This is a genomic window from Paenibacillus sp. 32352, from assembly GCF_002042965.1.
Classification (GTDB): Bacteria; Bacillota; Bacilli; order Paenibacillales; family NBRC-103111; genus Paenibacillus_S; species Paenibacillus_S vulneris.
The window spans coordinates 157670-171093 of the sequence record NZ_MZNT01000011.1; the positions used below are offsets into that span (position 1 = coordinate 157670).

Below are 13424 nucleotides of genomic sequence, written 5' to 3' on the forward strand. Positions count from 1 at the left end.
AAGAGCGGGTAAAGGAAACGTGCTTATACAGCTCCATACTTGAGTCTAAGTGGGGTAACAGTCATGTTTTAGTCTCCACCCACATATATGAAAGAACCATCACAAAGCCATTAACACGGTTCTTTAGAACAACATGTGGAGGTGATCACAAAAATGCCTGGGTTATTTGCAACAATCGCATTGTTTATTAAGCAGTTATCTTTACTTGTTTCTTATGTCAAAAACAATGCCTTTCCCCAACCACTCCAAGAGGAGGAAGAAGCTAAACACTTACTGTTATTTGCCAAAGGCGATCAGAACTCAAGAAATATGCTTATAGAACATAATCTACGTTTGGTCGCACATGTGGTAAAAAAGTTTGATAATACGAAAGAGGATTTGGAAGACCTTATTTCGATCGGCACAATCGGTTTGATTAAAGCAATTGAATCATTTTCCCCTGATAAGGGGACGAAGTTAGCTACATTTGCCGCAAGATGTATCGAAAATGAGATCCTTATGCATTTGCGTTCCAAAAAGAAATCCAGTAAAGATGTCTCACTTCAAGACCCGATTGGGACAGATAAGGAAGGTAATGAAATTTCATTAATTGATATTCTAGGGACAGATGCCGATGACGTTGTTGAAAAAGTCCAACTCAAAATTGAAAAATCCAAGATATACAAAAACCTAGATATTTTGGATGAACGAGAGAGGGAAGTGGTAGTTGCTCGTTTCGGCTTAGAAAATGGAGGGGAAGAGAGAACACAGCGAGAAATAGCAAAAGAGCTTGGAATCTCTCGTTCTTATGTATCTCGTATCGAAAAACGAGCCTTAATGAAACTTTATCATGAGTTTTATAAGTCCAAAAGATGAACATAAGAAGGTGTCCTGAAAACAGGCACCTTTTTTTATTTGTGAGTTTTTCTTGAGATGCTTGTAGAAAGTCAACTTGAATGTTAGAATGTCAACCATTTACATATTCTCTATGTGCAATGTAACTGTTATTTTTCTAGATTTGATTATCTGTTTTAACAGATTATCTCGCAAATAAAATATAAGAAGTAAGGAGGCGTGATAGTTTATGAGAACAGAACTCTCAGATAGATTGTTGCAGCGGTTTCCTTGGGCTAAGCCCCAAAATAGTAATTCCGTCTACTCGGCTTACGGCTTCCAAATTGGAGATGGTTGGTTTGGTTTACTCGAAAACTTATTTTCTGAAATTGAAGAGCTTTATAAGAGCAGAGATCTTGCGATTGAGATCGAGTTAAGACAAGTCAAAGAGAAATTTGGCGTACTTACGATTTACCTGAATAACGCACTTGATGAGGTCTATGAGCTGACAGACAAGTATGCGGAGCAGTCTAAAACAGTATGTTACTCCTGCGGTAGAGCAGGGAGCTATCGCCGGATTGGTGGATGGTGGATCACGATGTGCGATCCTTGTACAGAGCAGAGGATCGAGGACGCAAGGAAAAATCTTGAAAGGCGGGATTAACGATGTTAAGTCAGCATCTGGAGGATCAACTCAATACAAGGTTCCCGTGGGCAAAGGAGACGACCATTTACACTGACGATGGTTGGTATCAAATAATTTGGAACATGTTTGAAGAACTCGATCCGTATAGCAGCAATTTACAGTTGATCGCAATCAACGAGAAGTACGGAAGTATGGATATCGAATACCACGGGAACCCACCTTCAGCGGTCCTGAAGCTATTCGAAAAGTACGAAGTGTTGTCTGAAACGACCTGTGAAATCTGTGGGGGCATAGGAGGCATCAAAGAATTAAACGGTTGGCTTAATGTATATTGCGATCCTTGCTTCGAATTAGCTCAAGCCGAACACCTAAGAAAGTCAGCAGATCGTAAAGAGAAACTGACAAGAGAGTTTAACGGACTTTGTTGCAATTGTGGGTCTACGGGAAGCCTTCGCGAGATTGGGGTATCTGACGTTCGCGGCTACTGCGACCCATGTTATGAAGAACACTTTGACCACCTTGAGTATCTCAATTTCAGGGGTGGACTCATTTGGAAAGACGAAGAACAGCTCAGAAATGAGATCCTACAGCGTTATCATTGGGCTGAAGCAAGGGACGACGATGGTAATGGTTTGGGACGTCTTGCTCCATTCTACTGTCGTAAAGGTTGGTATTTGCTGATCTGGAGGATGCTTAGTGAAATCGAAAAACTTTTTAATGAACAGAACCTCCCCGTCACCATACACTTAAACGATATTTCTGAGAAATACGGTGAAATGCGCGTTTGGGTAAGCAACGACATTATTCCTGATTTAGTTCAAAGGGTCGTAAATAAGTATGAAAAACTGTCTAGGGTAACTTGCAAAGAATGTGGGGAACGGGGTTCGAATCAAAATATGAAGCTAGCCCCATACTGCGAAGCGCACTTGATCAGTGAAATGAACCGCAAGTTATAAAAAGGGTAAGTAGGCATCTTAGATAATCTGAGATGCCTATTATTTTCTTACTTACAGGTAAGCCTATGGACTGTTTCCTTTCGATGTTGATCCTCACGGTAATTTCTAATCAAGGGAGGAAGAGAAGATGAGAAATACTTTAGAAAGCCGTAAAAGTAAAGGCAAAGATATGAATGAAAACACCCAGATCCACATGAGTACGGTCTATACAAGGCAAAAGCCACCGAATCGGACCTTCAGTTTTGTAATCTGTCGTATGCTGATCGGATCGATGCTACTCGGCTCAATTGCTCTCAGTGGGGGTAATGTGGCTTCGGCAGCAACATTCAACCCGACCACCCAACCAGGCGCTGCGGCGCAGCAAGTTGTTAATTATCAGGAAGATGAACAAGCTTTAATTGCCAATCTAAGTCTTGCTGTTAAAGTTATCAAAGAGTCAGGCTGGACGCCTACAGCACTGACAAATATATTGGATAGCCTTGAAAAGATTGATACGAAGGCGAACTCCCCCTTTGGATTTTTAGATGTAGCTTCGTTAAAACCAATCATTCAAGAAACTGAGAAGGTAGCCAAACTTTATGGATCAGATGGGCTTTCGACTCTTAGATCCGGCGAAACTTTAACCGAGACCATCGCAAGGATTAAGCGAAGTACCGGAATGGAAACCATCTTGAATAATGCTACTCAATCGACAGTTAGTAAAAAGAACGAGGTAAAGATCTTTTCAGCGATCGAGACCACACCTTCCGTTGTGATTGATGGGGTAAAGCAGTCGTACCCACAGCCCCCAGTTATTCAGAACAATAGTACCCTTGTCCCACTTCGTGGAATATTTGAATCACTAGGTGCAACAGTAGAATGGAATGCTGAAACAGAAACTGTGACTGCGACAAAGGATCGAACAGAGGTCTCGTTAAGAGTTGGCAAAGAAGTCGCATACGTAAATGGGAAACAGGTTAAGCTCGCGGCTCCTTCAGTAAGAATTAATGACTCGACGATGGTTCCATTGAGATTTGTATCGGAAGTATTTGGAGGGACGGTTAAATGGGATAATGATACGCAAACTGCATACATCGAAACTGGGAAGGGGTCAGGTGTCACAACAAGCCAAACTGGTCAAATGGTCGGCAAAATTAAGGTCTTATATGGAAAGCACACATATGGAAGTGTTGACCAAAATGAATATACAGCAGTGCTTAAGATCGTCAATCAAGCGCTTAAGGGATATGATGATATCGTGTTTGGTGGTGATCAATACTCCCCTTACTATTATCAATACTTGGATGGAGCAAGATGGACAGGAGATACAAGAGACCGATCGTTACAAAACAGAGCCTTAAAGTCTGCCGAGAACACTATTGGTCCACTCGTTGAAGAAGGTTTGAATAAAGACGAGATTGTGAAAGTTTACAAAGTCGTGAATGTAGCACTAAAACTAATTCAAGGAAAAGCAGATCCGGGAGACGGCTCCCCATCCTCGGCAGCAGATAATTTGCTACATAACAGAAGCGACTGTGATGCCGAGGCAGAAGTGTATTCAGTTGTATTTGACGCTATGGCGTATAACACTGCTATTATCGGTGGGGCAAACCACGCACAAGTAATAATTAAGCTAGGAGGATCATGGTTTACGACAGCAGCTGGTGCTTTTGAAAAGGTCGATGTGCAGGCAGCTCTAAAAAATGGCTCTGCTATTGTATCCGATCCCACATTTGGTCGGACAACTCTATAACAACCCTGTGGGGTAATTTGAAGCGATGTCTTTCGGGGCATCGCTTTTTTTTTGTTTGTTGAATTCATTTCCGATTTTATCACCTGCTGATGGATAAAAAATACAGGATTCAAGGATAGTTCTTGAATCAAAGAACATTAAATCGTCAACCAAACAGGAGGAGGAAACTGAAAATGAAGAAGTCACTTACTTTAGCAACTCTGACCTTGGCTTCGGTCCTCACAGTATCAACGGTTTCTGCAGCCGAGAGTCAGTCAATAACAGTTGTGCCAGTTCAAACAGAAGCTACAGTCAATCCAACCGAAGCACCTGCATCTGTTCCTAGTGTAACAGTTCCAATTGAGCCAACTGTCGACAACACGAACAGAACAGTAGCAGATGGCATCCATTTGGATGTATTGTATCAGGCTCAGGCATTTATTCCCGAATTCACATTAGAGCTTTGGTCGGTAAAGGAAAACAAACTGATCAGTACAACAGTCGGTAACAGCAAAAATTACGACAAGGTGCAAGGTGCATATCATCTGGTCTTTAACCACCCGCAAGGCTACAAGCTTGGTGACCAACTCGCCTTTGTTCTTAGAAAAGCCGATGGAGTCGTGCAGCACATTAAGTTCCGAAGTGAGAAACCGAACGAAAATGGACAGTACACCTTTAGTGATCTTGAGCCTAATACCAGTTACTCATTCCAAATCGAAAAATTCACCTATGTCGAGGGAGATGAAGGTAGTGAGAAGGTAATTAGTGATCTTATGGCAACAAGCCTTCACCCAATCAGGGGCTCGTTACAGACTGACAATATGAAAATTGGTCTAATGCTCCAATCTGATTCCGGTTCACCCTTAAAGAAGACACCAGTAAGCATTAAAAACTTGAATGACAAGGTAGCCTTCGAGGAAACTTCGGATGATGATGGTTTAGTCTGGATCGACAGTACAAAGCTAACAACTTGGAAGTTTCAAATTTCTTCCCCAGGCAAGTTAGTAAATGGTCAAACGAAAGCCGAGATTGAGCTTCCCCAAGCGGTCGTAACAAGACAGCAAGGTGAAGCCGTTACGATACCAATCGTATTCGAGAATAAGGTAGCCGTTCAATCCAGTGAGGTAAAGGTGAATGTAAAGTCAGTCGGTAACATGGATCTCAGCAAATCGTGGTCAGAAGTCGATGTCACTTTAACATCCTCAGATGGGGTAATGAGTTCTTATTCTGTTTCTCCTGACGCGAATACAATTTCCGGTTTACCGGACGGAACTTACAAAGTTGCTTTGAACAGTGAGTACGCCATTGCAACCATAAAGACTGATCCCCTGATTATCAAGGACGGTTCTGGAACAATGGATATCGGCTTGAAACCGAAGTACACACTGGAGATTGATAAGGATGGTAAGCCGTACACCTTCACGGTAATCAACGTGGAGAGTATCACGGATAAAAAATATAAAGGTAAGAATATCATTGCCTTTGGGGTAATCCCAGGCGAATCCTTCATGATTAAGGATAATGAAACAGGGAAGATCGACACCATTGTAATTGATCCAAACTCTGAACGAACGAAAGTAGTTCTCGGAGCCGGTGTAGTCTTTGGAGGATCGGTAACGATTCCGCACACAGGCGATTCGATAGTTCGGGACTCTTTACTGTTCGTAGCAGCCTTACTTGGCGCGGCGGTATGCTTCGTACTTTATAAGGGAAGGAAGAAGAAAAATGAGAGCTAAGAATTCAGCTATGAAGGTTATATTATCAGCAACACTGATGGCTTCTTCTTTTACTGGTCTTGTAGCTCCGTCAATGGTTCATGCAGCTTCAGCAGGTGTAGGCGGGGTAAAAGGTTCGACCGGTGGTGCAACATCGGGAACTGCAGCTGGAGATTTTCAAACCTCAGATAGTGTGGCAGTCTTGCAGGTAGGTTTTATCGCTAATCCTGATGGGCTTCTAAGTGAAGCAGCTACTGTGGCTGATCTTGAAGATCCGTTCAAGTTCAGCCATGACCTTGAAAAGACAATGTTGTATATTGCTCCGAACAAGGTGTCGGACACCTTGTTCCGTAAGGAGAGCAGCGGTTTGTTGGGGTATACCTCCGAAGATGGAGTGTTGACCATCTACGGTAACAACCCATTGTATTCGGGTAGTGAGGCGACTTCGAGTCATAGTGCGTTGATAAACAAGACCCTGCTTTACGCTGATAAAGCTGAGGAAAGTAGTAATTACTTTGAACAGGTCATAGGCAGGGCACTTGTAAATATTGATCCCTATAACTCTAATCGCAGTCTTGCTGGAACAGAGGGCAAACCAGTAGGTTCGACTTTAAAGTCGATATTGGAGAGCTACATTGTTAAAGACGGCAAGCCAGATATTGATAGTGAAATTAATCAGGGTATGATTTTGAGTGGTTACCTTGATCTGATCAAGGAACGGGGCATTCTGACAGGCGCTGAGTACACAAATTTTGAAAGCCAGCTTTACTCGGCGTTTAAGGCAAACAAACTGACTTTGTTATTCCAGACGGTGATTGGAATTTCAGTAAAGGATGCCAGAGCTTACACAAGCCGCGATTTTGGTTTCATGCCTGAGCATGATTCGACAAGTTGGTATCTTGATATTCAAAAAGCGGCTAAGCCTACGAACGCTACAGTTCAAAACTTGAGTGCTAATCGAGAGGCAGAAGCGGTCACCAAAGGTGGAGCATCGACTTCCGCTATGGGAGCTATCTCGCCTTACGCTGAAAATGGTAACCTGCCTTTTAGCTATCGTACTTACATGCGTGACCTCTACAGTAAAACGTTAAAGCCAGTATCTGAAGAAGTTGCTCTTTCCGGTGATATTGCTGTGAATCCGTTCGGAGCGTGGGGTTTCCAGAAATGGAATGCAGGCAAATATGCGAACACCCCTGCTATTGAGGCAGAAGTTCACGTAACAGTAGTCAACAAGAGAGGTAATCCTACAGGTGAGGTTTTCACCGAACCAGTACGGGGATGGTCAGAAGGAAGCAAAAATCTTCTTGGTTCCCTCAGTAACTGGATTATCACCGACGGTATGCTGGTCAACCATGCAGGTAAGTCTTACGAGATAATGCCAGAGGATGCAGCAAAATTTGTTTTGGTTGATAAAAAGGATAATGAGAACTTGAATAAGGACAAGCTCGTTGTCTCTGCAAGGGGTAATGACGGTGTAATTTCCTTACCAAATGCCGATGGTTCAAATACTTGGTCAATCGAGCTTGGTTATGATGTTCCGAGTCCGATTGATTTGAATAAGTACCTTGGTGGCGATGGAGTTTCTTCGGTTGAAAACAAATATGCAAAGTCTGGTGATTTCTCAAATGCTAAGCTCACTTTGTATGTAAAGGCAAGAGAGGATATTCCGGGTGAACCAATTGACGTCAAGTTCGAGGTTCCAGAGTGGAAGCTCTCGCAGTATTGGTCGAACATCTCTCCTAAAGAAACAAATAAGTCACAATTCACACTAAACCTTCCTTCTCAAACGTTCCAAAATCCAAGACTTTCTCCATCCGGTATGTTGACGTTCGGATTGGTTGATCCTACTGCAACACCTTGGGGCGTCAGCCGCGCTAAATTGTTTAACGACACACCAACTAAGAGCATTACGCCATACAGCACTTCCGCTTCGTTTAATGAGGCTGGCGATTTTCTCGCAGTTAAGGATAACGGATCGGTGTTCAATACGAAGCTGGCTGACTGGGTAAACAATTTTAACTTATTCACTGGTAAGATCGGTGCGGCAAGTAAAGGTGTAGTCGATGATAAGTCAGTTGTTTCTAAATCCCAGGAGTTCAAATACGGGGTAAAGAGTCCTGCCGCTACTTTTAGTTACAGTGAAACCAGATGGGGAACAGCTTGTGGTGAAAATGGTTGTTGGTCATATCCGTATACTTGGTCGGGGGCAGCTTCCCAAAACACTCGTACAGCGGATTACGATGTTTCTGCACTTTTTAAGCATTATACTCCGAGTGACAGTAAGCCAAATAAGGAGTTTGATCCAACTTCGGAATCCACAAACGGTCTTTACTGGCAGACCAAGCAGAGTCAGGATTCATTTTCGGTATATCCCGAGGTTATGATGGGGTATGATGATACTTCCGGTAATTCCAGTGTTGCTTTTGCAGCAGGTGAAAAGCCGAGGTCAATTTTGCCAGTTAGCTATAATCAGGCAAAATTCATCGGACTTGAGATCAACCCTTCGGTATCAGGCATGAGCACGGCAACCGATCCTGCAGCGAAAGCTTTAGCAACACGGTTAAACTCGGACAAAGATGTGATTCTGAAAGGATCGGCTACAACTAACAGCTTTGACGTCAAGGGTGATCTTGAAATTAAGACCTATGCTTTGGACATTGGCAGCTCCGCTTACAAAAATAGTTGGAATCCGTCGTCGAGCTACAACACTGATACCATTAATGATTCTTACTTGGCAGAGTATGCAACTAAGAATCAAGATACAGGCAAGTGGCAAGTGACTTTCGATGCTGACGGTAAGTTCGTCATCAGCGGTAAGGAATACGGTGGTCAAGCATCTAAGTTAACGGTTGAAGAGAAGTCCACGAAAGTGGTAAGCCATGTTCTCGAAGTGCGCGGCGGAAAGCTAATCGGGGTAAATGGCTCTCGGGATCTGAGCGCTTTGTCCGAAGATTTGAAAAATGCACTTGAGCGCATGCACATCTCAACCACTGACAATGTGTTCAACACATTCGAATCCGGCAGTGGAGCTAAACTCACTGAGGCGAAATTCGCATCCCTCGCAGCTGCTGTTCGTGGATTGAATGATATAGCAGTAGGTAAAGGTTGGTATTCTGAGGACAGCAGCTTACTCGTCGTAAGGGAATATCTAACGACTTTCGCTCTCCCGAGCCTAAACTATTCGGATAAGCTTCCATTTGAATTGACTCCTGACCTTGCAGCACCAGTTGATAAAATGAAGTTTCACAGTACTGGAGCACCTGGCTTTACGAAGCTCCACCTTAAAGCGGGCAATGCTCAGATGACTGCCGACAGCTCCACTGGTAAAATCGGCGTGCAGCAATCTCCACAGTTCATAGCCACCAATTCATCGGTTCTCGACACATTTGGCTCAGTTCAGTAAATGTGTACGAAACAAAGAGAAGGTTCCTTCTAAAACGGAGCCTTCTCTTTTATATTTCTACAAGCTGGAGTATTTCAGATTTCCAAGTTAGAATACAACCAACTTTTCTTGGAAGGGGTTCTTATATGCCAAAACTTAGTGAGATTACCTTGTATAATCGATTCCCTTGGAGCGTCCCGCTCATTCCCGACATCGATCCAAATGAAGGCTTTTATGATGTGCAGCCGTGGCAATTCCCAGAGCCGGTGCTTGAATTGATTGAGCAGATGTTTACCGAGGTTGAGAATTTTTTTGCGTCTAAAAATTTGCCCCTTGAGGTAGCTATTTACGAGGTGAAGGAAATTTTTGGGCGGCTCGACATTTCGAGTTTTACTCCACATTCGGAAGTCACCGCTATCTTTCGTAAGTACACTGAGCTTTCTAAACAATATTTCGAATAATGGAGTTATGGAGCTGGCATGAAAAATGTCAGCTTCTTTATGTATTTTGAGTCATTTATGTAGCGGTGAAAGGGAGATCCGACTTTTTTAGGTCACCCAAGCAGCTTGAAAAATATTATTAAACCAAAATCAACATCAACACATTATCGCTGATCTAGAAGATAGTAGTAAGCAGAGAACTGCTCAAATATAAACCAACGTTCAACATCAACTAACCCACCACAACTCAACTCGCTCAGAGTTGGGTTTCTTTATTTTCCTCCTTCATATTCCGACTTGCCTATCTCACCCATCCACCCGACCAGTATTCATTCCATCCTCACATTCAGGAATCATCCTTCCTTAAAGCAAGACATGAATACCCAAATCAGGACATGAACCTCCACTGGGTGGAGTTGAACTCAAATTCAAGAGGTAGCAGACATTCAAGTGTAGGCAATCAGGCAAATCAAATCGCCCTTTGAAAATCGAAAATCATCAAAAACCCGAGATCTTGGCGATCTGAATCCGAGTTGGGGGAGTTGGAACTTCAATTTCAAGAGGTATCAGCCCCTAGAGTGTAAGCAATCAACAAAAATTGCCCTTTGAAAACTGAATACCACTAAATTAATTACAACTGGAGGAAACAAAAATGAGATCGGAATTCTTACAGAACCAAACTCAGGAAGCAGCAGATTCGATTTTGTTAAAACTTAATAACAAAACGCTTATTACTGCAACGGATTACTGGCAAGTTAGAGTACTTCGGGGCTATTACCGTAAATTCAAAGGCGAGACCAACTATGTTGAGCTGACAAGTAATAGTTACGGTCAAAAGGTGTTATTCACCTTAAAGGATTTTTCAGATCGGAGAAAGGTTGAAGTAATTGTAGGGAAAATGAGTGAAACAGGAACACCAACAAAGCAAAGCTTCATTGGTGCCTTGAACATATATGTGGAGGCTCTGATTAAGAGTAATCATGTCTTTGAAACAATCGATCTAACCGACATGCTTGACCTTGATGATCAAAACGCTTTGAAAAATGCCAGGGCGATTGCAAAGTTCTATTTAGAGAATAAAGAAATGTTCCCGACTTACAGCAGTAACGGTTTTGACAGGGAAGAGCATTATGGAGCTATTCTCGATCAAGAGGATACAGGTGAAGTTCTAGTTGTAGCATTCTTTCCTAGTATTCTGCGTGAAGAGATTCTCGATCCTTGGGGTATGTCAGATAAAGATTACCGAGAGGTATTGAAAGGTCTAATTAGACTGGGTTTATTAAGAGCAAGCCTTGCTGATAGGAGATTTGATAAGTCAACAGTAGTAGCCACAAATAAAGAAATTAAGATGTACACCTTTAAATTAAAGCCATCTCTATTGAAGGAGGTTGAACAACATTATGCCGCAGCGTAAAGGGGTTCGCCCACCTATGAAAACACTCGGAGGGAAGAGCCAATTGCTCGACCCTCTAATAGAAGTCTTGGATTATTCAGTCGAGGAGTATGATTTAACTGGGATTTGCGACCTTTTTCTTGGAGGTAATCGGATTCACACCCATTATGAGCATCCGTATATAGAGTTCCGCCTGGGCAATGAGATAGATAGAGGGGTTCTCGCCCTTCATCGTTGTTTGCAAGATCCTGACAAGGTTGAAGACCTGCTCGACCAGATTCAGTTGATTGATGATCCAAATATCATAAACGCAGAGGTATTCGAGACTTTTAAGCAGGAGATTGATACAACCATCGACGAGGTAGCCGCCGCCGCGATGACATATGTGGTCACCGAGTATTCCCGCGCTGCAGATCGGCAAACTTTCTGCCAAGAAAATGTCAACCGTGGTATCAAGATCGATAAGGTTGCCCTAAAGTTCTATGCACTAGAAGGGGTATACGAAGATGTGATTTACACTAACGATGACTACGAGTTTTCTTTCGACAAGTATAAACATAGAGATGACTACCTATTTATCCTCGATCCGCCATATGTCGAGACAGATGCTAACGGCAAGACCAAGGAGACAAAGGCTTACAAGCATAAATTCAATCTCGAACGGCAGGAAGGACTAGTCGACAACTTGCTTAAGGATGACTTAAAGGCGAAGGTCATCCTATGCGGCTACCCGAACGATATCTATGACCGTCTTACCGACAGCAACGGATTCTACTGCTACTTCATTGGCATGGTGCATGTAGCTAGTTCGTCGACAGGTCGTAAGAGACCAGAGTTCATTTGGACAAACTTCCCAATACCGGAGTATGCACTACCAACAGCTCCATTCGACATTGATGAGGAGTAGTTAAACCCAGAATATCACCCCTAAAAAAATTAGAAGGAGAGTAATACACCTATGATAAAAATTATTGGAAACGCAGAATATGTTCTAGGATTTGATCCTGAAAAAGTAGCTCCCCTATTAACCAAGAGCGGTAAAGCTCGCGCAGATAAGCTTTGCAAATTGTATTTTGGTGCTACTCCAGTCAGAGAGCTTCATGACTTTATTATTTCACAGGCTCGGAGGGGTAAGGGAGGATATTATGGGTTGAAAGCTTTCATAACACAGTTTGAAGCATGTATAGCCAATTATGCCCTTGAGGTAGATGCACATTTACAGCGATTGTTCCCAATTCTGCAAATAATCGATGAAGTAGAAGCGTACCTTCAAGGAAAGATAGTTCTTATTATGCCTCAACACGAACCTCTAATTCTCGGAGGGAGGATTCATTATGTTAGATGGCACAAATAACATATATCGGGAACGCGAAAGGAATGTAATTCAAAATAAGGGATCATCGATGTTAAGACAGTCATTGACCTTTTCTAATGCCTACGAGATCGATGAAGAGGTCTACCTATTGGGCTTCGACTCGACCGAAGCCGCCCAGAATTTGACCGAAGAAGGTAAACACCAAGCTCAAACCCTATTCAACATGTTTCAAAAAGGTGATGATGGAGCGACCGAAGCGTTTATCGACTCTCTTATATATTTAGACCCAGATGTTAATGATCATGAGAATCTCAAGACCTGTGTTGAAGCCTACATAGCAGCCTATGTTATCCGAGATGGTATCGCCCTAATTCGATGGTTCCCGATGCTACAGTTGCTCGACCGAGTACAATCCTACCATGAAGGTGAGTTCGGTTGGGAAGCCAGGACTCATATGGATATCGACAATCAACGGTTCCATCTAAGATGTATCTAAATCATAGACCTTTTAAGCGCACCATGTATTCTTATCGGGGTAATGAAGCCCTTGACCACAAATTAACCGGCTCAAAGCCACAGGAGGAAAAATAAAAATGATTAAACAGCACCCACTTATCGAAACCGCATATGAAGTAAACGGACAAACCTACGTCTTAGGCTTCGACCCGAATGAATATAACACTGTATCACATGTAGCTCAGGTACAGGTTGGGGTTTTGAGAAACATTCTTCGCATGAAGGGGTTCAAGAAGGGGCAGATCCATAAGCTGACAGCAGACTTGATATTTTACAAAGACATCGACGATGTAGATGTCTTTGTAAACGAGTTTGAGTGTAATGTTCGGTCATATTTTGCTAAATACGGTATGCAAGATGAGGAATCTTTCTGCGAGTTGTTCCCTTTGGTACAGTATGCTAATTCAGTTGTAGTATCGCTTCGGTATAGGCGTTGGGTAATGTTTCGCTCATTATGCCAGTATGGAGTCAGTGGTTCGCGATAGCAGTTAGCGAAAAGTAAGCCTTTCAAAATGCCCTCTACGCCGTCTCAATCCC

The 13424-nt window shown here is 42.8% G+C and carries 12 protein-coding genes; all 12 read left to right on the forward strand.

Translation table 11 applies throughout. The annotated features are described in order from the left end of the window. The first annotated feature begins 153 nt into the window (after nt 1–153). The 12 genes from sigK (at nt 154) to B1728_RS24210 (ending at nt 13372) form a co-directional block, all read left to right on the forward strand. Nucleotides 154–855 carry an RNA polymerase sporulation sigma factor SigK gene (gene sigK, locus B1728_RS24155; RefSeq protein WP_079912985.1) on the forward strand — a complete coding sequence of 234 codons (702 nt, stop codon included), beginning with the start codon at nt 154–156 and terminating at the stop codon, nt 853–855. A 208-nt stretch (nt 856–1063) separates the two neighbouring features. Then, on the forward strand, nt 1064–1477 hold the full coding sequence (locus B1728_RS24160) for a hypothetical protein (protein ID WP_079912986.1): 414 nt from the start codon (nt 1064–1066) through the stop codon (nt 1475–1477). A gap of 2 nt (nt 1478–1479) precedes the next feature. Beyond that, a complete protein-coding gene (locus B1728_RS24165) occupies nt 1480–2415 on the forward strand; it encodes a hypothetical protein (RefSeq protein ID WP_079912987.1) in 936 nt (311 codons plus the stop codon). A gap of 127 nt (nt 2416–2542) precedes the next feature. Then, a complete protein-coding gene (locus B1728_RS24170) occupies nt 2543–4147 on the forward strand; it encodes a stalk domain-containing protein (RefSeq protein WP_079912988.1) in 1605 nt (534 codons plus the stop codon). A gap of 173 nt (nt 4148–4320) precedes the next feature. Continuing rightward, nucleotides 4321–5862 carry a hypothetical protein gene (locus B1728_RS24175; RefSeq protein WP_079912989.1) on the forward strand — a complete coding sequence of 514 codons (1542 nt, stop codon included), beginning with the start codon at nt 4321–4323 and terminating at the stop codon, nt 5860–5862. Then, a complete protein-coding gene (locus tag B1728_RS24180; protein WP_079912990.1) occupies nt 5852–9244 on the forward strand; it encodes a hypothetical protein in 3393 nt (1130 codons plus the stop codon). Before B1728_RS24175 ends, B1728_RS24180 begins: the two co-directional genes overlap by 11 nt. A 125-nt stretch (nt 9245–9369) precedes the next feature. Beyond that, nucleotides 9370–9684, forward strand: a complete 315-nt coding sequence (locus tag B1728_RS24185; protein WP_079912991.1) for a hypothetical protein — start codon at nt 9370–9372, stop codon at nt 9682–9684. 631 nt (nt 9685–10315) lie between these two features. Beyond that, a complete protein-coding gene (locus B1728_RS24190) occupies nt 10316–11077 on the forward strand; it encodes a hypothetical protein (RefSeq protein WP_079912992.1) in 762 nt (253 codons plus the stop codon). Beyond that, nucleotides 11064–11963 (forward strand): DNA adenine methylase, encoded by a 900-nt coding sequence (locus B1728_RS24195; RefSeq protein ID WP_079912993.1) that lies wholly within the window; start codon nt 11064–11066, stop codon nt 11961–11963. Before B1728_RS24190 ends, B1728_RS24195 begins: the two co-directional genes overlap by 14 nt. Before the next feature lie 51 nt (nt 11964–12014). Further along, on the forward strand, nt 12015–12410 hold the full coding sequence (locus B1728_RS24200) for a hypothetical protein (RefSeq protein ID WP_079912994.1): 396 nt from the start codon (nt 12015–12017) through the stop codon (nt 12408–12410). Next, a complete protein-coding gene (locus B1728_RS24205; RefSeq protein WP_079912995.1) occupies nt 12391–12867 on the forward strand; it encodes a hypothetical protein in 477 nt (158 codons plus the stop codon). The genes B1728_RS24200 and B1728_RS24205 overlap by 20 nt, the downstream gene beginning before the upstream one ends. 97 nt (nt 12868–12964) lie before the next feature. Then, the gene (locus B1728_RS24210) at nt 12965–13372 is read left to right on the forward strand and encodes a hypothetical protein (protein ID WP_079912996.1); all 408 of its coding nucleotides are present in this window, start codon (nt 12965–12967) and stop codon (nt 13370–13372) included. Nucleotides 13373–13424: the final 52 nt, after the last annotated feature.

Excerpts from the sequence above, each read along its gene's own strand:
- B1728_RS24200 (WP_079912994.1), top strand. The coding sequence starts at position 12,015 with ATGATAAAAATTATTGGAAACGCAGAATATGTTCTAGGATTTGATCCT.
- B1728_RS24180 (WP_079912990.1), top strand. The coding sequence starts at position 5,852 with ATGAGAGCTAAGAATTCAGCTATGAAGGTTATATTATCAGCAACACTG.
- B1728_RS24165 (WP_079912987.1), top strand. The coding sequence starts at position 1,480 with ATGTTAAGTCAGCATCTGGAGGATCAACTCAATACAAGGTTCCCGTGG.
- B1728_RS24195 (WP_079912993.1), top strand. The coding sequence starts at position 11,064 with ATGCCGCAGCGTAAAGGGGTTCGCCCACCTATGAAAACACTCGGAGGG.
- B1728_RS24170 (WP_079912988.1), top strand. The coding sequence starts at position 2,543 with ATGAGAAATACTTTAGAAAGCCGTAAAAGTAAAGGCAAAGATATGAAT.
- B1728_RS24210 (WP_079912996.1), top strand. The coding sequence starts at position 12,965 with ATGATTAAACAGCACCCACTTATCGAAACCGCATATGAAGTAAACGGA.
- B1728_RS24205 (WP_079912995.1), top strand. The coding sequence starts at position 12,391 with ATGTTAGATGGCACAAATAACATATATCGGGAACGCGAAAGGAATGTA.
- B1728_RS24190 (WP_079912992.1), top strand. The coding sequence starts at position 10,316 with ATGAGATCGGAATTCTTACAGAACCAAACTCAGGAAGCAGCAGATTCG.
- B1728_RS24160 (WP_079912986.1), top strand. The coding sequence starts at position 1,064 with ATGAGAACAGAACTCTCAGATAGATTGTTGCAGCGGTTTCCTTGGGCT.
- B1728_RS24175 (WP_079912989.1), top strand. The coding sequence starts at position 4,321 with ATGAAGAAGTCACTTACTTTAGCAACTCTGACCTTGGCTTCGGTCCTC.
- sigK (WP_079912985.1), top strand. The coding sequence starts at position 154 with ATGCCTGGGTTATTTGCAACAATCGCATTGTTTATTAAGCAGTTATCT.
- B1728_RS24185 (WP_079912991.1), top strand. The coding sequence starts at position 9,370 with ATGCCAAAACTTAGTGAGATTACCTTGTATAATCGATTCCCTTGGAGC.